15 protein-coding genes are annotated in these 23,156 nt (G+C 47.6%); 14 read left to right on the top strand and 1 reads right to left on the bottom strand.

Going from position 1 to position 23,156, the window contains the following annotated elements:
* Positions 1-123: 123 nt before the first annotated feature.
* A complete protein-coding gene (locus D328_RS0116610; protein ID WP_018886153.1) occupies positions 124-1,056 on the bottom strand; it encodes a LysR family transcriptional regulator in 933 nt (310 codons plus the stop codon).
* A gap of 376 nt (positions 1,057-1,432) precedes the next feature.
* Here D328_RS0116610 and leuC point away from each other — a divergent pair, with 376 nt between their 5' ends.
* From leuC to D328_RS0116540, 14 genes are all read left to right on the top strand, one after another.
* A complete protein-coding gene (leuC, locus tag D328_RS0116605; RefSeq protein WP_018886152.1) occupies positions 1,433-2,854 on the top strand; it encodes a 3-isopropylmalate dehydratase large subunit in 1,422 nt (473 codons plus the stop codon).
* Positions 2,855-2,874: 20 nt separating this feature from the next.
* Entirely contained in the window at positions 2,875-3,477 is a 603-nt protein-coding gene (leuD, locus tag D328_RS0116600) for a 3-isopropylmalate dehydratase small subunit (protein ID WP_018886151.1), read from the top strand.
* Positions 3,478-3,765: 288 nt separating this feature from the next.
* Positions 3,766-5,304, top strand: a complete 1,539-nt coding sequence (locus tag D328_RS0116595; protein WP_018886150.1) for an N-acetylmuramoyl-L-alanine amidase family protein — start codon at positions 3,766-3,768, stop codon at positions 5,302-5,304.
* A 443-nt stretch (positions 5,305-5,747) separates the two neighbouring features.
* A complete protein-coding gene (locus D328_RS0116590) occupies positions 5,748-8,483 on the top strand; it encodes a tetratricopeptide repeat protein (protein WP_018886149.1) in 2,736 nt (911 codons plus the stop codon).
* Between the two features lie 502 nt (positions 8,484-8,985).
* Complete coding sequence (locus tag D328_RS0116585) at positions 8,986-10,434, top strand: N-acetylmuramoyl-L-alanine amidase family protein (RefSeq protein WP_018886148.1); 1,449 nt, start codon at positions 8,986-8,988, stop codon at positions 10,432-10,434.
* An 82-nt stretch (positions 10,435-10,516) separates the two neighbouring features.
* Positions 10,517-11,161 carry a GerMN domain-containing protein gene (locus D328_RS0116580; protein WP_018886147.1) on the top strand — a complete coding sequence of 215 codons (645 nt, stop codon included), beginning with the start codon at positions 10,517-10,519 and terminating at the stop codon, positions 11,159-11,161.
* Between the two features lie 210 nt (positions 11,162-11,371).
* Positions 11,372-12,082 carry an endonuclease III gene (gene nth / locus D328_RS0116575; protein WP_018886146.1) on the top strand — a complete coding sequence of 237 codons (711 nt, stop codon included), beginning with the start codon at positions 11,372-11,374 and terminating at the stop codon, positions 12,080-12,082.
* A 30-nt stretch (positions 12,083-12,112) separates the two neighbouring features.
* Complete coding sequence (locus D328_RS0116570) at positions 12,113-12,382, top strand: hypothetical protein (RefSeq protein WP_018886145.1); 270 nt, start codon at positions 12,113-12,115, stop codon at positions 12,380-12,382.
* A gap of 221 nt (positions 12,383-12,603) precedes the next feature.
* On the top strand, positions 12,604-16,311 hold the full coding sequence (locus tag D328_RS0116565; RefSeq protein ID WP_018886144.1) for a dynamin family protein: 3,708 nt from the start codon (positions 12,604-12,606) through the stop codon (positions 16,309-16,311).
* A gap of 358 nt (positions 16,312-16,669) precedes the next feature.
* Entirely contained in the window at positions 16,670-18,439 is a 1,770-nt protein-coding gene (locus D328_RS0116560) for an ABC transporter ATP-binding protein (protein ID WP_018886143.1), read from the top strand.
* Positions 18,436-20,304: an ABC transporter ATP-binding protein gene (locus D328_RS0116555; protein WP_018886142.1), complete on the top strand. Its 1,869-nt coding sequence runs from the start codon at positions 18,436-18,438 to the stop codon at positions 20,302-20,304. The genes D328_RS0116560 and D328_RS0116555 overlap by 4 nt, the downstream gene beginning before the upstream one ends.
* A gap of 121 nt (positions 20,305-20,425) precedes the next feature.
* Positions 20,426-21,610: a formate-dependent phosphoribosylglycinamide formyltransferase gene (gene purT, locus D328_RS0116550; RefSeq protein ID WP_018886141.1), complete on the top strand. Its 1,185-nt coding sequence runs from the start codon at positions 20,426-20,428 to the stop codon at positions 21,608-21,610.
* The gene (locus tag D328_RS0116545) at positions 21,603-22,061 is read left to right on the top strand and encodes a GNAT family N-acetyltransferase (RefSeq protein WP_018886140.1); all 459 of its coding nucleotides are present in this window, start codon (positions 21,603-21,605) and stop codon (positions 22,059-22,061) included. Before purT ends, D328_RS0116545 begins: the two co-directional genes overlap by 8 nt.
* 165 nt (positions 22,062-22,226) lie before the next feature.
* A complete protein-coding gene (locus D328_RS0116540; protein ID WP_018886139.1) occupies positions 22,227-22,955 on the top strand; it encodes a CAP domain-containing protein in 729 nt (242 codons plus the stop codon).
* Positions 22,956-23,156: the final 201 nt, after the last annotated feature.

The following is a 23,156-nucleotide window of genomic DNA, read 5'->3' as shown; positions in this document are numbered from 1 at the left end:
GTAATATCATTACCAAGCTACACAAAAGACGGTTCTGCGGGCTGGAGTTCAGCCTTGCAGAACCGTCTTTCATGCGTGTTAAGAGCTGCGAGCCGAATTAGTCAAAATTCCCGTCTACTCGTCCTATCTGCGGAACGAGAAACCAACGGAGAGCTGGTCCACGGTGTCCTTGAAGGTATCAATGAATGCCTCTGCCGCCTTCGACAAATAACGCCCCTGGCGGTATGCGATGACAAGTGTTCGACTTGGCGCAGGCTCAGCGAGCTGCAGATAGACAGGAACGAACTCGCTACGGGCAGCTCTGGCAATGAATCTTGGAACAAGGGTAATGCCCATACCTGTAGCTACCAGAGATTGAACCGTCTCAATATTGTTGCTTTCAAATACGACCTTCGGCTCGAATCCTGCCTGCTGACATAGATCGACCATAATTTTGCGGAAGCCCTGTCCTTTCTTGAGCACGACGAAGGGTTCATTCTTCAGCTCCTCCAGACGTACCGGAAGCGGCTCTCTACCGTTAGCACGCTCCGCGAGAGGATGCAGGGGAGGAACTGCCAGATCAATGAGCTCTTCTCCAATGGGCACATAGGATAGGGACGGCTCGTTCAGGGGGAGGGAGAGCAGACTAAGATCCGTCTGACCGCTGGCTGTTTTCTTTTCCAGATTCATGGACGAATCCTCCAGCAGTGTGATCTCAATGTCCGGGTATGCCTGTTTGAAAGCAGGCAGTACATGTGGCAGCAAGTGCGAGCCTGTGATTGGCATACTGCCGATGACAACCTTTCCCTTACGTAGCTGAGAAATGTCATCCATTTCACGCCGCAGCAGCTCCATACCATCCACGATCTTTTGCGCCTGTCTCACGAAGGTCTCACCTGCATGCGTAAGCTCTACGGTGCTCGTACTTCGCTGGAAGAGCACAACACCCAGTTCCTTCTCTAGCTTGGACACCTGCTGACTAAGGGAGGGCTGGGCGATATGAAGCTTCTCTGCAGCTCTTGAAAAATTCCGCTCCGCTGCAATTTGTAACGTATATTGAAGCTGTCTGAATTCCATATTTAACCTGCCTTTATATTCTAGAAATGCGGTTTCTCACACCAATACTTCTATTATATATAATATGCGCTGCGAAGACCATCATAGCTGTATATGTGCTGCGAAGACTATATAGCCACTGAAGCCTGTGTGTAAGCACTTCGGGTTGCTGTATATATGTGTCGCTTACATATTAACAAAGGTTACTTCCTTATCAGAGAGAGAGGCTACGGTTAAATAATTGGTGACATTCCTCTGGGTTGTCTTTATAGGCTAAGGCTATAGCTCTCATAGATATTATATCTTGGAACAATGGACAGGGGGATGATATATTAGTGTCACTATAGAGAAGGGTTAACGCCTTCTTACATGTTCGAATCCAACAGGGGTGAATAGAATGAGCAAAAAGACGATGTTTGAAAAAATCTGGGACAATCATGTAATTCATTCGGAAGACAATAAGCCTAGCATCCTGTACATTGACCTGCATTTGGTGCATGAGGTGACTTCTCCGCAGGCTTTTGAGGGTCTGCGTATGAACGGTCGCAAGGTACGCCGCCCTGACCTTACATTTGCAACGATGGACCACAATGTACCTACCAAGGACAGATTCAATATTACAGATCCGATCTCCAAGCAGCAGATCGACACGCTGACTTCCAACTGTCGTGACTTTGGCGTAACACTGTATGATCTGGATACGATTGACCAAGGCGTTGTTCACGTTATGGGTCCTGAGCTTGGCTTGACGCATCCAGGCAAGACAATTGTCTGTGGTGATAGCCATACGTCCACACACGGTGCTTTCGGAGCTTTGGCTTTCGGTATTGGTACGAGTGAAGTGGAGCACGTACTTGCAACCCAATGCTTGCAGCAGGCCAAAGCGAAGACGATGGAAGTACGCTTTGTCGGCAAACGTAAGCCGGGTGTAACTGCCAAGGATATGATTCTTGGAGTAATTGCCAAGTACGGTACAGATTTCGCAACAGGTTATGTTATTGAATATACAGGAGAATCGATTCGCGAGCTGTCCATGGAAGAGCGCATGACCGTCTGCAACATGTCCATCGAGGGCGGTGCAAGAGCGGGTATGATCGCTCCTGATGAGACGACATTCAACTATCTGCGTGGTCGTCAGCATGTACCTCAGAACGAAGCTTTCGAAAAGGCAGTCGAGGCCTGGAGTCAACTGGTAACGGATGAAGGAGCAGAGTTCGATACCGTGCTGGAGTTCGATGTAGATTCATTGATTCCGCAAGTAACCTGGGGAACCAGCCCGGGCATGGGTACGGACATTTCCTCCGCGGTACCGAACCCGGCAGACCTGCCAACCGAAAATGAACGTAAAGCCGCTGAGAAGGCGCTTGAATACATGGATCTGGCACCAGGGACTCCAATGTCTGAAATTCCTGTAGACTATGTATTTATTGGTTCCTGTACGAACGGTCGGATTGAGGATCTGCGTGCAGCGGCTGAGATCGCACGTGGCTACAAGGTATCCGAGCAAGTAACAGCAATCGTCGTACCTGGCTCTGGGCGTGTGAAGATTCAGGCAGAGCAAGAAGGTCTTGATGTGATTTTCAAGGAAGCGGGCTTCGAATGGCGTGATGCAGGCTGCAGTATGTGTCTCGCAATGAATCCGGATGTATTGAAGCCAGGACAACGCTGTGCCTCTACCTCTAACCGTAACTTCGAGGGACGCCAGGGCCGTGGTGGACGTACGCATCTGGTATCTCCGGCGATGGCAGCCGCAGCAGCAATCCATGGACGTTTCTACGATGTTCGTGACTGGAAATTCAAGCAGGAAGTAGTCAGCTAGTTGACGGGAGGAGACGTACAATGGAAGCATTCAAGACATTAAACGGAATTGTGGCTCCGGTAGACCGGGTCAATGTAGATACAGACGCAATTATTCCCAAGCAATTTTTGAAACGAATCGAGCGCACGGGGTTCGGACAATTTTTGTTCTATGAGTGGCGCTTTGACGAGGAAGGCAATGTGAATCCGAATTTTGAACCGAACAAGTCCCGCTATGAGGGAGCCTCCGTGCTGATCTCACGCGCGAACTTTGGCTGTGGCTCCTCTCGTGAGCACGCGCCTTGGGCGATTCTGGATTATGGCTTTCGCTGCGTAATTGCTCCGTCCTTTGCGGATATTTTCTATAATAACTGCTTCAAGAATTCCATTCTGCCGATCAAGCTCTCGGAGGAGCAGGTCGAGGATCTGTTCCAGCGTACAGCTGCGCATGATGGATATCGCCTGAATGTTGATTTGGAGCAAAAGAAGATTACGGATGAGTATGGTCTGGAAATCAACTTTGATCTGGATGAGCACCGCAGACAATTTTTGCTGCAAGGGCTTGATGACATCGGGCTGACGCTTCAGCATGAAGACAAGATTTCTTCCTATGAGCGTGACCGTGAAGCTCGTGCTTTTGTATAATTAAGCTGTCTTTCATCGGGAGAATAGGGTGAACTGCCTGGAGAGCAGCCATATGTTTGTTATGTTTGTTCTCATTAAATTAGGCCTTCAAGCATAGTAGCTCTCTTGGTAGATGAACTCCTTCGTTCGCAAGATAGAACGGGGGAGTTTTTGCTATTACAAAAAATGCGGAATTTCTCGAATTGTACCGAAACATTTACAAGGCGAACGGCGTCTAATTATGTAATAGGTGTAATCCATATTTTGGGGTCCTGTCGAGACGAACTACAGATTGAAGGAGATATGGAAATGAAAAAATACGGATGGATGATAATCCTGGCCTTTTTTGTATGGTTACTACCTGTATACAATCAGGCTGCGGCGGCAGGTACGTCATTATTCATGAACGGAGAACGGCTTGATACGGGAGCCAATGCGGGTCCTGAGATGGTGAACGGGAAAGTGATGGTTCCGCTACGTGTGGTCGGTGAGCAATTGGGCTACCAATTCAATTGGGAGCCGGAGCAGTTCAAAATTACGATACATAAGGATCAGTCAGAAATGGCTATGTATGTAGGACGCACGATGGCCTACGTCGGGTCAGAAGAAGTATCCCTGGATACACCGCCTCTGCTGCGGGGCAATTCCACAATGGTGCCATTGCGCTTCGTGGGTGAGCAGATGGGTCTTAAGGTAGACTGGAATAATGCTACCAAGACCGTATATCTGGAGAGCAATACAGGCTCAGGAGCGGGTGGAAAGGGTACTGTGAGCTCAGGTAATGTGGATAACGAGAAGCCAGTTCCTACGACGCCGGTGGACTCTGAGCCAGCAGTGATGCCAGGCAATGAAAGCACACCGGATACGGGGAGTGCGACAGGAGATAATGACACATCGGATACGTCTGACACGAATGAGCAACAATTGATTAGGGATATCCTCTTCAGTGACAACCGCCTCACGGTAAGAACAGATTCCGGACTGAAGCCGAGTGTCTTCACGATGACAGGACCTGATCGTATTGTGATAGACTTTGCGGGAGCAGGTTTTGCAGGCGAGCTAAAGGACGCATTCCCGCTCGGAACCAGCGGCTCCAGAGAATTGGAGATCTATGATGATCCTGCCGTGAAGCAGATTCGTTTTGCCATGTTTAACGAAGGAAGTACATCATCCGCACGCATTGTGCTGCAGTTGAACACAGCTAAGGAATACATCCTGTCGAACGAAGGTGACGACAGCATTGTCATTTCCTTGCAGGACAAGCAAGGTCCGATTATAACGCCGAGTGGAGAGAGTGGGCGCCATGTTGTCGTGCTGGATGCAGGACATGGTGGTTCAGACCCTGGAGCGTCGAGTGTGACCGGACGTAAGGAGAAGGAATTCAATCTGGCTGTAGCTCTGCTGGTGCAGCAGCAATTGCAGAATGACCCTGATATTGAATTGGTGCTTACCCGTAACGGTGACACTTATCCAGGGCTGAAGGACCGTTCTTCGTTAGCGAACCAGGTTAATGCGAATCTCTTCGTATCCATTCATGCGAACAGCCTGGAGAAGTCGGAGAAAAACGCGTTGATTAACGGGTCGGAGACTTATTATACCAAAGCGGATAGCAAAGCTTTTGCCGATGTGTTGCATAAACACCTCATAGCAGCAACAGGACTTAAGGATAACGGTGTACGGGTGAAAAACCTACATGTTACTCGGGAAACAAAGATGCCTGCAGTGCTGCTGGAGGCCGGATATTTGAGTAATGTCAATGATGAGGCTATACTATTCACTCCTGACACTCAGCAGAGGATAGCAGACGGAATTGTAGCTGGTATTAAAGAGTACTTGGGGTTGCAGTAGTGGCTAGCTGACAGCCACAGACTGCAAACAATATGAGACGTTCATGGAGCTAGCGTTGCTGCTTATGGGCGTCTCTTTTTGTATGTTCACATTGCTAATGGTCGGGTGATTAATAGGGGGACGAGATGCTTTTGTTGTGGCCGCTATGGGCTCGGAGGTTTCTTCCACTCGCTGTTAAAGCCCGATTTTTGATTGGATTAAAAATATAGCGTGGAATTCGGGCTTTAAAGGCGATCACTCCGTTGCTTCAGAAATCCTCCGACCCTCCGCTAGTACGATGAACGGCTGATTTTATTATTAAAAGCTGGCTGTATTAGAGAAACTAGATTTTGCATAAAAAATTTGTTATTTATTGCTTTCTATCGGAAATGAAGCAGAATTATTGGTGCCTCTGTGATAGTATTTAAGAAGCTATTTGATAATATTGGGAATGGTGGGGTATTGTGAAAATTGATAAGCATAAGATAAGTCTATTAAATGAGACTGTATATAACGAGTTAACAGGAATTCTAAAAAAAATAAATAAACGTATTTACATTAAGATGTATGCGCTTGTTTATGAAACAGAGGAGGTATCAACTCCTGTTAAAATAATTCGTATTAAGAAAACTGTGTCCATAAATAAAGATTCAACCTTGGTTTCTCAAGATACATTGCAGACACTAACCAATGTATACTCCGAAATAAAAATTGATTCTGAGATCGTTGGTAGTTCTTTTGCTCAAATCAAATCTTATATGGACCAGAAGTGGTACAACGAATTCAATCAAGCAAATCAAGGTAATATAGTTGTTGCGGATAGTTCTTCAATTCAAGATGATGATGGGGGTATAAACAGCGCAAGCAACATTAATGACACGCGTATATTATATGCAGGCCAAATCTCTCTTAAAGACGGGGAGTCTTCATGTTTAGTTACATACATATTAGAAATAAGGAATGCTGATAATGAGACCAAACGGACTTTCTACGAAAGGCCTGCGGTCTCTTTCCTAAGAATGATTTTGGATTATTTCTTTAGTGATTACTTTTTGGATGACATTAAAATAAGCAAAGATGAGATTACACAAAAAAATACAATCAATAGGAAATATAATGAAGACGGTGCCCAGTTTAATAGAAGGTTAGCACGTTTGTTCCTCGGGAAACTCCAATCTTATATTCAGGATAACTACAGTGATAATGAGTTTAAAGAAGAATTTGAAAACAAACTAAATAATCAATATTACGTTAACAGTTTATTAGAGAAGATTGAGGATGTTTCTACTCTAACTTATGAAAGTAGTAGTCCGTTTGGCTCAATTCTGTTCATGAATAAAGAAGTCATTCTAAAAACACCTCTGATTAGCTTTGCTGTTACATTTACTGAGGAAGATCGAATTCACTTGGATGATGCCAAACGCATACGTAAGTTGCTGGAGCTTACCAACATAGACAAAGACTTATGCCTAATTGCTGATGAGAATGAGATATATGGACTAGGGGTAGTTAAATGGAATCTACAGAGGGAAGTAGAAGTCTTTAATCAAAAGGGAGCTTTTGCACTTAGACTCGACCTAACCGGATTGTCTAAGTACAGTCTTGTATTAGTACAATCAAGTGTTGATCCTGCAAGCAACGGGGAGTTACTAATTGAGAATGGGAAAAAAATCTATCGATCAGATCTAAAATTAATTGAAACAGAGCTATTGTCCGTCTCATTCAAAAATCCTAGACTTGGAGAGGAAGGATACAGTTCCGAGAAGTTTACAAGTCTTTTGAAAAATATGTTTTGGGGACAGGTTGCTGACATTGAACAAGTTAAGTTTAAAGTAGACAGACTTGATCAAATTGTTCGCCAAGCACGGGAACAAAAGCATGGCACGATGGTTGTTATAACTGACCATTGGACAGCCAAGCAAGAGCTGGATGAACTTAGAAAGCAATCTACCCTGATTGAGCCGAAGGGAATTAATAAAGACTATATCAAGTTTCTAACCTCAATTGATGGTGCGATTTATTTCGATACAGAAGGCAATTGTCATGCAATTGGTGTTATTTTAGATGGTAAAGCAAAACAGGACATCGGGAATGCTAGCCGAGGTGCACGATTTAATTCCGCACATCGTTATTTGCATAAGCTTAAAGACTTCAATACGAATAAGCCTGTAGATGAGCCTGAGAGAAAATGTGTTATTGTAATTATTTCGGAGGATGGTTCAGTGGATTTGATCCCAGAATTAGAGAATGAGGAAATGCTATTAGGATTATCAGAAGAAATTATCGACTTGATTAATGAAAAATCTTCTGAACAAAATAAATTAGATAGACTCTTCGAGAAGGAAGAGGTACTGCTGAGCTCACCTATAGTAGACAGTGATTGGTTGTTTAAAATTGGGGAAGCACACTATGAAAATAAAAGTTGGGTTAGTGCCATAAGCTTTTTTGAGCGGGGAAAGGCACTGGCAGAGGAAAGCTATATACCTCCGCTTTATTTAAACTTGTTAGGAATATGCTACGCTTGTATTGAAAAATATACTGATGCTAAAAATTCTTTTGAATTAGCTATTAAAAGCGAAAGTGATTTTGTGAAAAAAATTGTATATACAGGAAATATAGGAATTAACTTTGTTTATCATGGTTTTAAGTTAGAAAAAAGTAAACTGGAATTCATAAAAGCAATTGAGTACCTTACTAAAAGTATTGAATTAGGAAGTAATTTAGAGGACCCCCGAAAACAAATTTACCTCAGTCATAGAGGCAGAAGCTATTTAGAACTGGCAAATTTAGAAGCAGATCCAAGCGAAAAGAACGGTCTATTAATAAAGTCTACGGAAGATTACAAAGAAGCAATTAATTTAAATGACAAAGACAACACCTATTATTGGTTTAGACATAAGGCTTATAAAGGGCTAAACCAAATTTCGAAATGTATTAAAGACTTGATTCAGGCAGAATACATTAAGCATAATGATAATTATATTAAAACTTTGAATGATTTATTAGATAGTGACATAAACCATGTGACAGAAACGGTGGACTTCTACAAAAAGCTCGTTAGCCAAAATAATCGGTCAGAAGGTACGACTCAATTAAATGAACTTATGTCTGAACTAGAGATTCGACTTGAGTTAGGCAAGGCAACTGAAGAAGCCGCTGTCCATAAAGAAATTCAAGTAGATGAGGATTCAAAGTCATAAAATGCAGAGATTTTACTCAATGAAAAAAACTATGATAGACATTATGTAGCGGAGGGTCGAAAGATTTCTGGAGGAACGAAGTGTTCGCCTTTAAAGCCGGATTTCATCCCATTCTGAAATCCGGCTTTAACAGCGACTGGAAGGAACTTTCGAGCCCGTAGCGTCTCCCGCGACATTTTTTTCCTACATACTGGACTGAAATATGTACGAATCATTGAGTCATGCGACAAGAATTCACCTCTTGTAGTGTGGCTTATTTTGTATTCTTTGACATAACAATCGCACTTTGGACGTGAGTCTATAGTCCTATTTCGCCATGCGTAATCCTGCATTTCGACAAATTTTCGTGCTAAAGCAGAATATTTTGCCGGGAAAAAAGAAATGTTTCGCAACTTTTGGAAGTAAGGAACGTCTAAAAGGTTGTCCGATATTGCGCAAGCATGCATTATCGGGACACTAGCCGGAGCATGTGGCAAAAATTCAAGAATGGTAGGGGTGAAGGATGAAGAAATTTGGCTTTTTATTGTTTCTATTTGTCTTCATGTGGGCGATTCCGGGCTACGGGCACGCAGCATCAGGTGGTGCTTCAATCTACCTTGACGGCGAGCGGATCAGTGTCCCAGGCGGCGCTAAAGTAGAGGTCGTGAATGGCAGTACGATGGTTCCCATTCGTGTGATCTCTGAGAACCTGAATTATGATGTGAATTGGAATCAGCAATCTCGAACGGTCAAGATCTCCAAAGACGGTACGAATATTGAGCTGGTCATTGGCAAGAAGACTGCTACCGTTAATGGACAAAGCAAGACGTTGATTGCTTCTCCACTCATACGCTCCGACATTACTTTGGTTCCACTGCGCTTTATTGCGGAGCGAATGGGTGTGGATGTGAGCTGGGATGCAAATAGTAAATCCGTATACTTAGTTACCCAGAACAGCGGCTCTGGAAACGGTGAGGTAACCCCGCCGGCTGCAGGAAATAATGGGACAGATGGAACAGAGGTCGTGCCGGGAGACACGAATGAGGGTCTTGCACTGGTGAACGGAATCAGCTTCAGTGACAACAAGCTGATTATTTCCACAACCAATGGTACGGTACAACCGTCCACGTTCACGATGGCAGGACCAGACCGGATTGTCATTGATCTGCCCAATACGGCTTTTGCAGCTAATTTTGGAAGCATGCAGTCGCTGAATGAACAGCTCAGTGGGCAATTGGATGTATGGTCCAATGAGAAGGTATCTCAAATACGGTATGCACTATTCAGCGAAAATCCGTCTACCATACGTGTCGTAATGGATCTGACTGAGTCGATGAGTTATAGAGCTTACAATGAAGGCTCCAACCTGATTGTCGTGGATCTGGGCAATACGAACTCGAACACAGGCACTTCAACGCCAATCGGTCCGAATGGCAAGCCTGTCGTGGTTATTGATGCAGGACACGGAGACCAGGACCCAGGTGCTGTGAGCAAGAACAAGAAACGGGAAAAGGACTTCAACCTGACCATGGCTTTGAAGGTCGAGCAGGCCCTCAGTAAATATCAGGACATTGAGGTTGTATTGACCCGCAGTAATGATACGTTTCTGGCATTAAAGGAACGGGTACAAATAGCTGAGAACATGAATGCCGCAGCATTCGTATCCATTCATGCAAACAGTGCTTCCTCGGCTACGGCCAGTGGAACAGAGACCTACTATCAGCGGAGTGACAGCAAGGAATTCGCGAATGTAATGCACAAGCATTTTGCGGCAGCAACGGGACTTCCTGACCGGGGAATCCGCTATGGTAACTTCCACGTTATACGGGAGACGACGATGCCTGCAGTTCTGCTCGAGGCTGGATATCTAAGCAATACAAAGGATGAGGCCGCGCTCTTCTCAACGGCATTCCAGGATCGGGTAGCCAAGAGCATCGCTGATGCCATTGCTGAGTATCTTGGATTGAATTAGGATGAACGCACACAGGCCATCGCTCAGTCAGTCAGATGAGAGATCAGCAGAGTGCACATCGGTGAGGAAGGAGGCGGATACAGTGAAGACGAAAGTCTGGCTAATTTGCATTTTTGCAGCAGTAGTAGCTTTAAGTGCTGGCTGTGCTGGTCGACAAGCAGCTCCTCCGGCAGCACCATCGACTCCCACGGAGGAGGTATCAGGAGCTACTGAGCAGGAGACAGAGCAAGAAGCGGGTAACGATTCAGAGGGACAAGCTACCGATTCTGGTGTAGTGAATGCTCCGAATACGACTCCAACTGCCAGTGACCAAGGTACTGGGGAGCAGGAGGTCGTGACCGAAACGATTAGAACGTACTATACGGATACGCAGCTAATGCAGCTAATCGAGACGAATAAGGAGATTACTTATCCAAGTCAGTTGGAGAAGTATATGGAGTCTTTCAAGACATTGCAAAAGAGCGATTCTGAGGACCAGCTTACCTTGTGGTCGGATCAGATTGTTGTTCACCAGATCAAGTTCGAGCAAGGCAAGCTGACCTTCGATATCGCGCTTCCGGATGAAGCTCGACTCGGTTCGGGCGGTGAAGCCTTGGCGATCGAAGCCTTCAAGCAGACGATGTTCCAGTTCGATGAAGTGAAGTCACTGGATCTACTCGTTGATGGCAAGGCACTGGACAGTCTGATGGGGCATGTAGAGCTAGAACATCCCATGACACAGGAGTAGCAGGAAAATGCTGCAATTGTGTGAAAAACTGAGTTTTTAGGTGCAATCCTTGTCATTTAATGTTACACTATTAGGGCGCATCCGGGCCAATAATTGGCGGTGCGCCCTAAATAGTAATCATTCCTTGATTTGGAGGATTATTTAGAATGACCGTCTTGATGCGGGCTTGCTGCCGTATCAAGGCGTTTTTTTTGGTAGGAGGTAGGATTCGTGAATACAGCCACAGCACGTCATATTCTGGATACGATCGCAACCATGTTTCCTGATGCTCATTGTGAACTGAATCACAGTAACGCTTTTGAACTGACGATTGCGGTTCTGCTGTCCGCACAGTGTACGGATGAGACTGTTAACAAAGTGACGGCGGATTTGTTTCGTAAATACAAGGCACCTGAAGATTATGTAGCGGTTCCTCTTGAGGAGCTGGAGCAGGATATCAGAAGGATTGGTCTGTACCGCAACAAAGCCAAGCACATTCAGAATCTCTGCCGCATTCTACTGGAGCAGTACAACGGTGAGGTGCCGCAAGCGCATGAATTGCTCGTTCAGCTACCGGGTGTAGGACGAAAGACGGCCAACGTCGTGGTATCCAATGCTTTTGGCGTTCCGGCCATTGCGGTGGATACTCATGTCGAGCGTGTCTCCAAAAGGCTGGGCTTCGCTGGCTGGGACGACAGCGTACTGGAAGTGGAGAAGAAGCTAATGAAGCGTGTGCCGCGCGAAGAGTGGACTCAGACGCATCATCGTCTGATTTTCTTTGGAAGGTACCATTGCAAAGCTCAGAATCCCCAGTGCCCGGTCTGTCCATTGCTAGACGTATGCCGGGAAGGTAAGAAACGTATGAAAACCTCCCAGAGCAGGAAGGATAAGGAGAAGAGCAAGGTTTCTCCCAAGCCTGCATCTGCCCGCAAGACCGTTTAATTTTATGATTAGAAAAGGATGAGACAAACAATGAAGTGCATTTCCGTGTATACTGACAATTTTGAAGCTTTTTCCGACGTTTTTGAGCAAGTGCTGGATCGTGGTCTGTCCGAGAACGAAGAGACCGAACTCGAAGGCATTACAGTAAGTCATTCAGGTGATGTACCTGATCATTATCTGGAGCGTATGTCCCAAAAGCCTGAGGTTGTCGTGATGAAGGACAAGTCACGCGGTATTACAATCCTGCAGCACGGTCAAGTATTTGAAATACTGCTGCCAGTGCTGGAGACGGTCAACTAATTCGTGGCTTGAAGCACTGCATGCTGAATGCAGCAACAGATCTTCAGAGGGATTGGACCAATCCTTATGGATAAGTGATACATGAGCAGGACGGAATCTTGTTTCCGACCTGCTTTTTTTTTGCTGTTTTGTGCTACAATAGAATGAATTTAAAGTAATAAATGGCAAGCTGCAAATCGAGTATAGGTTAGATGAATTCGACAAGGAGTGGAACCGGGCTAATGAAACCAATGATCCACGAAGTGTCCGGAGCCATGGAACGCTTACAGGACTTTTTTCGTCAAGCGAATGATGCAACAGCCGCAGGAGCAGTAGGAGATTTGTTGAAAAAGGCACAGGCCGGGGAGCTGACCATTGCATTCTGCGGTCACTTTTCTGCGGGTAAATCCAGCATGATTAATGCCCTCTGTGGGCATCAAGTGCTGCCTTCAGGTCCAGTTCCGACCAGCGCCAATGTGGTAGCGATCCGCCAGGGGCAGCCGCGCGCTCTGATCTATGGAGCTCAGTCAGCGATGACTGTGCCAACCGGGGCAGCAGGAACCGCTGTAGCTGTGGACACATCACTGTCCGTTGACACACCACTTGAGGTTAGCGCGTCAGAGTTAGCCGATTATTGCAAGAATGGTGGAGATTATCGCTCCATTGAAGTATGGCAGGATATTGCTGTACTGGAGGGTGGCGGTGTATTGCTGGATACGCCTGGAGTTGATTCAACCGATCGTGGTCATGCTCTGGCAACGGATTCGGCTTTGCACTTGGCAGATGTCGTGTTCTATGTGATGGATTATAATCATGTTCAATCTGAGAACAACCTCACGTTTGCCAAGAGTCTGTCGGATTGGGGCAAGCCTTTGTACCTCATCGTCAATCAGGTAGATAAGCATCGGGAGCAGGAGCTGTCGTTTGCGAAATATCGTTCATCTGTTGAAGAGAGCTTTCAGGCCTGGGAAGTTCATTATACTGATCTGCTGTTCAGCTCATTGATGAAGCCAGAGCTGCCCTATAACCAATGGGACCAGATTCCTGAGCTTATTCGCGCCCTGATTGCTCAGAAGGAATCGTTAGTCTCCTATAGCTTGCTGACCTCAATGCATGCACTCGCAGAAAGACATGTGCAGGCCGAGGATGAGCGAACAAGGGAGGCGCGGGAAGCTCTGCTGGAGCAGGCTGGTGGTGAGGAGCAGGTCAAGCATAATCAGCAGGCGCTAGCTGAGCTGCAGGAGCGTGACGAACTTCTGAGAACGCTTACGGATCGGGAACGGTCCCAATTCAGATCAGCGCTTGACACGATATTAGAGCAGGCACATTTAACCCCGGCTGAGCTGAGGGACGTAGCTGCTGAATATCTGGATACTAGAAGACCTGGCTTCAAGGCGGGCTTTTTGTTCGCTCAGGCGAAGACGGAGCGTGTAAAGGAAGAGAGGTTGGAGCAGCTGACACGCATGCTGCGGGATCAGGCTGAAGGACAGCTACTTCCGCATGTTCGGACACTGGTCCGTTCACTTGGACAAAGCCACGGGTTATGGAATGCAGAGCTGGAGGAGGAGCTTGCTGCTGCAGCACCGGTCATTGATAGCAAGCTTGTGCAGGAGCAGGTTAGGGAGTCGGCTATATCCAGAGAATATGTAATCCATTATTGCCAGCAGCTGCGCTCTGAGATCATTGCTCGTTATCGACAGGCGTCTCTAGGGCTGGCTGAACGAATATTCGATTCTCTGAAGCAAAAGACAACTCATGAACAGGAGGAGCTTGCTGAACAAATCGGAATAGCGGAGCAGAAGGCAGCTAGCGCACTGCGATACACCCAGCACCAATTGGAGGCAGAGGCTCACAAGACGAAATTGCTGGCTGTCCTGCCGGAAGTGGCAGGCCCACCAGCTCATATGCCGCACGTTCGACCGATGGATGAAGCGGTGCTGACAGCAATAACGGCCCAGGAGCACATACATGCTGGGAGGGTCGAATCCGTAGCAGCATCCGTGCGCGGCGCTGTACATGAGAGCGCTGAAGCTGTAGCCAGTCCGGGCGATGGCGGGAGATTGCAGCGCTTGGAGCAAGCAGCCCGACAGCTGCAAGCTGCTGCAAATATCGCTGCTCCATATCCAGCCTTGGATTCCTTGGTGCAGGCCCTAATGGAGCGTGCAACGACTCTATCGCAAGGGAAATTTACTCTCGCGCTGTTTGGTGCATTCAGTGCGGGCAAGTCTTCTTTCGCCAATGCTCTACTTGGTGAGTCCGTCTTGCCGGTATCTCCACATCCAACGACGGCAGCCATTAATCGGATTATGGCTCCAGATCCGCAAGCAGGCCAGCATCATGGAACGGCTGCTATTCGGATGAAATCGGTAGAGGCCTTTCATGAGGACCTTGCCTACTCTTTTCGTTTGTTAGGCCTCGAAGATCCGGGTACGTCAGATTGGAGGCTGGCGGTAGAGCGCCTGACCCCTGCTGGTGTTCACCCTGCTGGACGGCCCCACTACAGCTTTCTGAAAGCTGCAGCTGGAGGCTGGGACCATATAGGTCCTTATCTGGGACAGGAGCTAGTGGTTAGTATGGACGAATACAGGCAGTATGTAGCTGAAGAGAGCAGGTCATGCTTCGTAGACAGTATTGACCTGTATTATAGCTGTCCTCTGACCCAGCAAGGAATTGTCCTGGTCGATACACCAGGCGCCGATTCCGTGAATGCCCGTCATACGGGTGTGACCTTTAACTACATGAAGCACGCTGATGCGCTTGTATTTGTGACCTACTACAACCACGCCTTTACCCAGGGTGATCGGCAGTTCCTGATGCAACTGGGCAGGGTGAAGGATGCCCTTGTTATGGACCAGACCTTCTTCGTTGTCAATGCTGCTGATCTATCCTCAGGGGAGGAAGAGCTGGCAGCCGTTGTACAGCACGTCTCGCAAGAGCTCCGCAGCACAGGGATTCGTCAGGCCCGAGTCTATCCTGTATCGAGTTTGCTAGCACTACAGGGCAAGTCGCAAGCTGATACAGAGAAGTATGAGCAGTCTGGATTTGCGGCGTTTGAGGAAGCCTTTGCATCATTTGCAGGGCAGGAGCTTGCAGGACTGTCGGTTCGTGCGGCTGTGCAGGATATCGGGCGGGTACGTCAGCGCATGGAGCAATGGGCTGAGGCCGCATCTGAAGGCATCGAGGCACGAGAGCAGAAGCTGCTCACGCTGAAGACAGTACAGGCTGAGACGTCTGCAATTGCATCAGCATGGGCTTCCCAGCGCTCAGTGACAGAGCTGGAGGGAGAGGGAGAGGAACTACTTTACCATGTGCGGCAGCGAATGGGCTACCGTATTCCCGAGTTCATATCGGGAGCGTTTCATCCGTCCGTGCTCAGAGAGGGCGCAGGAGATCTACGAGCGATCTTCGCGGCATGTGGGCGAGAGTTGCTTCGTATGCTGGAGATTGAACTAAGTCAGGAATTGCTTGCAACTACGCTGCGTATTGAGAAGGCGGGCAAGCAACTTCTTCATCATGAAGCAGCACGTTGCTGCGAGGAGTTTAATGGGAAACTGGACGGTCTGGATTGCATTCCTCCAGAGCCCGGCGCTTGGTCCGTACCAGAGCTGGAGGATGTAGCGTTGCAGATCGGCAGCGACTGGAAGAGCTATTGGTCCTTGTTCAAGAATCCCAAGCACTTCTTCGAATCCCAGGGACGTCGTTCTCTTCAGCAGGCTTTGGAGCCGTTGCTTCGTGATGCAATCGCTGCGGAGACGAACCGATTGAAGGTCAGATTGTATGAGCATTATACAGAGCTTGTCCGCAAGGAGAGACAAAGTCAGGCTACGCACCTTGAGCGACAGGTGGCGGATAGCATTAAAGGCATGGAGCAATCCATGTCGGGAGCAGAGGAGCCTGGGCATTGGCGGAAGCTGGCTGCAGAGCTGAGACAGCTGGAGGAATTGATCTAGCTATCTCCTCGGGTACTAGCCACTAAATGGGCCATTGAGAAAGAAGTACATTTCAAAATCTTCAACAGCATAGTGCTGATAAATCTGCATATTATTGTAATAATGCAGCAAAGGTAGATAGGAGGCACCCCTGCCATTGGCAGGGGTGTTTTTTGTCTATGAATGAATAAGAGTGGAAGTGCGAGTTATCTCCCATATTCCATTAAAAGAAAGCGATTTATTTTCAGGAATGGGGAACTATTGCCTGTGAAGGCGGAATTTGCCGGGATATCCTCTTTGCCGCTCTGTGAAAGCGGTGTTAAACTTCATAAGGCTGATGTACTTCATTTCATTAAAGAACATGATGGAGGGAAAACTCATGGACGTTCTCAGGCAACTGCAGGGCTTCTTCCGAGAACGAAGGCATTATTTGCTGCTTTCGATTCTTTGCCTTGCTATTGCGACTGCGCTCGGGTTAGTCTATCCTACCCTGCTGCGGTTGCTGATTGATGATGTCATTGTCCCAAGAGAATTTGATGCAGTGCCCATTCTCGCCTTGTCTGCACTAGGCGTAGTGGTCCTCAAGGCAGGTATGCAATTCCTGCATGGCTTCTTCGGTGGACGACTCGGTAATTTCCTCGCTTATCGACTACGTAATGCCTGCTACGAAAAGCTTCAATTTTTATCTTTCCGTTACTACGATACAGCCAAGACCGGCGACCTTATGTCACGTCTGACGGGCGATCTGGAGGCGATCCGTAACTTTATCGGCTTCGGCTTCGCACAGCTCCTGAACGTATTACTGATGGTTATCTTCGGCTCAGTCATGATGCTGTCTATTAATTGGCAGCTGACACTCATTACGTTAGTCAGTATGCCGCTTCTTACCTTCGTAGCCCTACGTTTTGAATCCAAAATCCACCCTACCTTTCAGGACATGAGGCTGGCGCTGAGCTCCTTAACAACAGCAGTACAGGAAAATATCACAGGTGTTCGGACCGTGAAATCTTTTGCCAGAGAATCCTATGAGGTTGAGAAGTTCTCACTGCGCAACGAGTATTACAAGAACAATCAGATTGCAGCAGCTACACTATGGAGTCGTTACTTTCCTGTCATGGAACTGCTGGCTACCTTCAGTATTGTCATACTTATGGGTGCTGGCGGCTATCTCGTAATTCAGAACACCCTGACTCTGGGCGAGTTGGTTGCCTTCTTTAGCTTGATTTGGTACATTATCGGACCCATGTGGGGAATTGGATTTCATATTAACAACTACACTCAATCCAAGGCATCAGGTGAACGCGTGCTTGAGCTGTTGAATCAGCCTGTTGATGTGCAGGATTCGCCGGCTGCGCGTTCGTTGGCAGATACGGATGTCCACGGACATGTCAAGTTCGAGCAGGTTACCTTTGCGTACGGCAATAAAATGCCGGCTGTAGTTGATATTAATATTGATGCACCGCCAGGAAGTGTCATCGGCCTTCTCGGAGGTACCGGCTCGGGCAAGTCAACTGTAATTCAATTGCTCATGAGAGCCTATGATGTCAGCAAGGGGAGAATTACGCTCGATGGCATAGATATTCGCGAGCTTAAAGTCAAGGATCTGCGCTCCCAGATTTCCTCGGTATTTCAGGAGACCTTCCTGTTCTCTTCCTCCATTCGCAACAATATTGCCTATGGCATGAGCTATGTCACCATGGAGGATATCATTCGTGTCTCGAAGCTGGCCAAGGCACATGATTTTATCTCGGAGCTTCCTGAGGGCTATGATACTGTGGTGGGCGAACGCGGCCTTGGTCTATCAGGGGGGCAGAAGCAGCGGATTGCGATTGCACGGGCTTTACTCAAGAATCCCAAGATTCTCGTGCTGGATGATGCCACGAGTGCAGTGGACATGGAGACAGAACACGAAATTCAGAGCGGCTTCCGCGAGGTGATGGAGGGTCGTACGACTTTTATTATCGCCCACCGGATCTCCTCCCTGCGTCATGCTGATGAGATTCTGGTGCTGGAGGAGGGGAGAGTCGTGCAACGCGGTACTCACAAGGATCTTATAGAACAGCCCGGACCTTATCAGGATGTGTATCACATTCAATATGCTGATCATATTGCACAGATGCAAGCAGCATCGGAAAAGGTGAACCCATGAGTATTCAGACAGAGCGTTCCCCGCGCAGCGGCTCTTTCAAGCCGTCCGGAAATACAGAGCAACGGCCAAAGAATGAGCGTTTCGTATACCAAGACGATAACGTAATTGACAAACCTTTCAACTGGGTGGAATTCAAGCGATTGTTCGCATACATGAAGCCTTATGCAAGGCAAATGCTGCCGCTGATTATCGTAATGATGATTCTTGGAACGGTAACAAAGCTATCAGTGCCTTATCTTACTAGCCTGGCCATTGACCGTGCAATCGCACCACCGGCTCCTCTGCAGCCCAGCGTCAGTTTACTATTCCTGCTTACATCGGCAGTGTTCATACTTATCCTCATTCAATGGGGAGCTAATACTTATCGCATTAAATACACAAACATTATCGGGCAGCGGGTCATTTATGATTTGCGCTCCGATCTGTTCCGACATATTCAGAAGCTATCGTTCAATTTCTTCGATAAAAGACCTGCTGGCTCTGTATTGGTCCGGGTGACGAATGATATTAACTCCTTACAGGACCTCTTCACTAATGGCGCCGTTAATGTAATGATCGACTGCGTGCAGCTGCTGGGCATTATCGTTATTCTGTTGCTTATCAATTGGAAGCTGGGTCTCGCCGTCATTCTGACTGTACCGATCATGTTCATTATCTCGACGAAGCTGAGGGTTAGAATTCGCAGAGCCTGGCAGGAGGTGCGGATGAAAAATTCCCGGATTAACTCCCATCTCAATGAATCCATTCAGGGCATTCGCGTTACTCAGGCTTACACACAGGAACAGGAGAACATGAGCTACTTTGACGGCATGAACAACTCCAGCAAGAAATCGTGGGACAAAGCATCCGCCATGAACCAAGGCTTCGGTCCTCTGATCGATATTACCGGTGGCTTCGGTACGCTGATCCTCTTCTGGTTCGGTTCCTATCTCATCCAGACAGATCAGCTCACGGTGGGTTTGTTGGTAGCCTTTGCGACGTATGTGGGTAACTTCTGGGAGCCTATCAATCGCTTGGGTCAAATGTATAATCAGCTGCTGGTGGCTATGGCTTCCTCCGAGCGAATATTCGAATTTATGGATGAACAGCCCTCGATTACCGACAAGCCAGGTGCGAAGGAGATGCCAACCATTCGCGGTGATGTACGCTTGAAGGATGTGGTCTTCGAATATGAGCCAGGCAGACAGGCGCTAAAAGGGATTCAAATAGATGTAAAGGCTGGGCAATCCATAGCTCTTGTTGGACATACGGGCTCAGGAAAGAGTACGATCATTAATCTGTTGAGTCGTTTCTATGACATCACCTCTGGTGAGCTGACGATTGATGGTCTGGACATCCGTGACGTGAAGGTAGAGAGTCTTCGGGGCCAGATCAGTATCGTGCTGCAGGATACCTTTATTTTCTCGGGAACGATACGTGACAACATTCGCTTTGGGCGGCTGGATGCAACGGATGAGGAGATTGAGAAGGCGGCCAAAGCTGTGCATGCGCACGATTTCATTATCAATTTGCCGAGGGGCTATGATACAGAGGTAGAGGAGCGAGGCAATGTACTGTCGATGGGGCAGCGGCAGCTTCTGTCCTTCGCCAGGGCACTACTGGCTGATCCCAGAATTCTGATTCTGGATGAAGCAACGGCCAGCATAGATACCGAGACTGAGTTAAAAATTCAGGATGCGTTGAAGGTATTGCTTCAGGGCAGGACCTCCTTCATGGTAGCGCATCGACTGTCCACCATTCGACATGCCGATAACATCATCGTACTGGACCATGGTAAGATCATCGAATCCGGTAATCATGACCAATTAATGAAAAAACAAGGTGTTTATCGCGGGCTTGTCGAAGCACAGTTCAGATTTGTGTAAAAAAAATCGTAAAAAAATCGCGTTTTTTGTAAATAAATTAGCGGAGCACTATTGCAATCTTGGGCCTGAACCCTGAAAATATAAGATGTTAGAGCTATATTGTCAGAGGGGGAAGGAACAGATGTGGGGTGCTCCATATTCATCCGGAGCCAAAAAGATGCTGCTGCTCGGCAGTGGTGAGCTCGGTAAAGAGGTCATCATTGAAGCACAGCGTTTTGGAGTCGAATGTATTGCGGTTGACCGCTATGCCAATGCTCCTGCGATGCATGTAGCTCATCGTTCACATTGTATCGACATGCAGGATGCTGATGCACTCAAGGCTCTGATTCGCCTTGAACAGCCCGATCTGATCGTCCCGGAGATTGAAGCGATTGCTACACAAGCGCTTATCGAGCTTGAAGAGGAAGGCTACAATGTCGTTCCTACAGCGAGAGCTGCTCGTCTAACGATGGACCGTGAGGGCATTCGGAGATTGGCAGCAGAGGAACTGAACTTGCCGACAGCCGATTACCGTTTTGCTGATAGTCTGGACGAGCTCCAGGCAGCTGTTGATGAGCTTGGTACACCGTGTGTGATCAAGCCACTCATGAGCTCTTCTGGCAAAGGTCAATCGGTATGCAGGCAGCCTGAGGAAGCAGCGGCTTGCTGGGAAGCAGCACTTGAGGGCGCGCGGGGTAAGACTGCAAGAGTCATCGTGGAGTCCTTTGTTCCTTTTGACAGTGAGATTACATTGCTGACTGTACGTTCGGTATCAGGAACGGTATTTTGTCCGCCGATCGGCCATATTCAGAAAGACGGGGATTATGTGGAATCCTGGCAGCCTCACTACATGTCGACAGAAGAGCTGCAAGAAGCTCAGGAAATTGCCAGAGCTATTACCGATGAGCTAGGCGGTTATGGCATCTTTGGAGTAGAGCTTTTCTTGACACCGAATGGCGTGGTCTTCAGTGAAGTGTCACCGAGACCTCATGACACAGGAATGGTCACGATGGTCAGTCAGGAGTTATCTGAATTTGCTCTCCATGCACGCGCAATACTTGGCCTGCCTGTTCACGATGTGAAGCTGATCGCACCAGGGGCGTCAGCTACGTTGAAGGCTGGGAGCTCAACTGCTAACTTTGCGATTGGTGGCTTGGAGGAAGCACTCGCCATACCAGGCACTCAAGTGCGGGTATTTGGCAAGCCAGAGACCAAGGTTGGCCGTCGTATGGCGGTTGCTTTGAGTACGGCGGAAGAAGTGGAGACGGCTCGTCAAACAGCTAAGCAAGCTGTAAATAAGCTGAAAGTGGAGGTATACCATGTCTAACAACGTTTTGGCTCCCGAGCTTACGATACGGTCCAGTAAGCTTGATGACAGTGAATGTATCACCGGATTAATGCGGGAGATTTGTTATCCGATGACCTGCGGTGTGATGCGCGAACGAATGGAAGCCATTGAGGGAGACGCTCATGCCATGATGATGATTGCTGAACTGGACGGCAAGGTAGTAGGTGCTGTCGGTGCACAGATTGTTCAAAGTCATGCTTATCCAGAGCCTGCAGCACAGATTACGCTATTGATTGTCTGCAAGGAGAACCGTGGTGAAGGAATCGGCAAGCGCCTGGTAGCATATGCAGAGCAATGGGGGCGTGAGCAAGGCGGTAGCAGTCTCCTCGTAACCGGAGCGAACCGGGAACGTAATGCGGATGCTCTGGATTTTTATGAGCACATCGGATTTGAAAAACATGGATACCGAATTAGCAAGAAGCTTATTTAGCTTCTGATCTGTTGGAACAGCCCTAGAGCTGTTCTTTTTTTTGCCATTGGATTTCCAGTATTTGAGTTACCCTATTCGCCATCATTCGTGCTATACTGACACAGTAAACATGACAAGTTTGTAATCGTTTTGTAATCAAATTTATTTACAAGAGGAGTTGACGGAATGCAACGCACATGGAAAAAGATGTTAATGGCTAGTTCAATGACGGTGGCTCTGTCGGCCGCATTGGTAGCCCCTGCTTCGGCAGCAACAGGATCTTCACCGGAGGACCTGTCTTCATATTTGCAAAATTGGCTCCAAAATAATGGATATAAAGTAGTCGTACAGAAGGGTGAGGTTCAATGGCCTAGCACGCAGACGGAAGAGGTCAGCAAGCCAACCAAGCCTGCTACGACGACCACAACGCCCCCACAGGCTACGAAGCCACAGACTGCGCCAACCAAGCCTGTAGTGTCCCCATCGACGGGAACAAGCGGCAACACGAGTGGAAATAGCAGCGCCAGCGGGAACACACAGGACAAGTCCCAGTTTGCAGCCAAAGTAGTGGAATTGGTTAATGTAGAACGGAGCAAGGCAGGACTCGGTCCGTTGACAGTGCATACCAACCTGACCAAGGTTGCTGTTGAGAAGGCTAAGGACATGAGTGTGAACAACTACTTCTCTCATACTTCACCAACCTATGGTTCGCCATTTGATATGATGAAGCAATTTGGGGTCACTTATTCCTACGCAGGCGAGAATATTGCCATGGGTCAAAAAACGCCTGAAGAAGTCATGAAGGGCTGGATGAATAGTCCTGGACACAAGGCGAATATCCTGAACAAGAACTTTACGATGATCGGTGTAGGGTATTACAACGGCTATTGGGTACAGGAGTTCATTGGAAAATAAGAATTCATTTGATGGAGCGGTTCCCTGACAGGGGCCGCTTTTTTCTGTCCGTACTCTTTAGCTATTATCCCTTAAATTATTCAAAATGGCATCATAAATGAACCACAATTCATTTTACATAATCAAGCTTGAGAGGACGAATCCTGCCGTCGCAGGGTGTAGTATTTGCAAAATATGCCTGGAACCTATATCTTAATTACA

The sequence above is a fragment of the Paenibacillus massiliensis 2301065 = DSM 16942 genome, from assembly GCF_000377505.1.
Lineage (GTDB): Bacteria > Bacillota > Bacilli > Paenibacillales > Paenibacillaceae > Paenibacillus > Paenibacillus massiliensis.
This window is presented reverse-complemented; position numbering and strand designations above follow the sequence as displayed.

Bases quoted from the DNA above. Each gene is read 5' to 3' on its own strand.
- D328_RS0116610 (WP_018886153.1), bottom strand. From the start codon at position 1,056: ATGGAATTCAGACAGCTTCAATATACGTTACAAATTGCAGCGGAGCGG.
- leuC (WP_018886152.1), top strand. From the start codon at position 1,433: ATGAGCAAAAAGACGATGTTTGAAAAAATCTGGGACAATCATGTAATT.
- leuD (WP_018886151.1), top strand. From the start codon at position 2,875: ATGGAAGCATTCAAGACATTAAACGGAATTGTGGCTCCGGTAGACCGG.
- D328_RS0116595 (WP_018886150.1), top strand. From the start codon at position 3,766: ATGAAAAAATACGGATGGATGATAATCCTGGCCTTTTTTGTATGGTTA.
- D328_RS0116585 (WP_018886148.1), top strand. From the start codon at position 8,986: ATGAAGAAATTTGGCTTTTTATTGTTTCTATTTGTCTTCATGTGGGCG.
- D328_RS0116570 (WP_018886145.1), top strand. From the start codon at position 12,113: ATGAAGTGCATTTCCGTGTATACTGACAATTTTGAAGCTTTTTCCGAC.
- D328_RS0116565 (WP_018886144.1), top strand. From the start codon at position 12,604: ATGAAACCAATGATCCACGAAGTGTCCGGAGCCATGGAACGCTTACAG.
- D328_RS0116560 (WP_018886143.1), top strand. From the start codon at position 16,670: ATGGACGTTCTCAGGCAACTGCAGGGCTTCTTCCGAGAACGAAGGCAT.
- D328_RS0116555 (WP_018886142.1), top strand. From the start codon at position 18,436: ATGAGTATTCAGACAGAGCGTTCCCCGCGCAGCGGCTCTTTCAAGCCG.
- purT (WP_018886141.1), top strand. From the start codon at position 20,426: ATGTGGGGTGCTCCATATTCATCCGGAGCCAAAAAGATGCTGCTGCTC.
- D328_RS0116545 (WP_018886140.1), top strand. From the start codon at position 21,603: ATGTCTAACAACGTTTTGGCTCCCGAGCTTACGATACGGTCCAGTAAG.
- D328_RS0116540 (WP_018886139.1), top strand. From the start codon at position 22,227: ATGCAACGCACATGGAAAAAGATGTTAATGGCTAGTTCAATGACGGTG.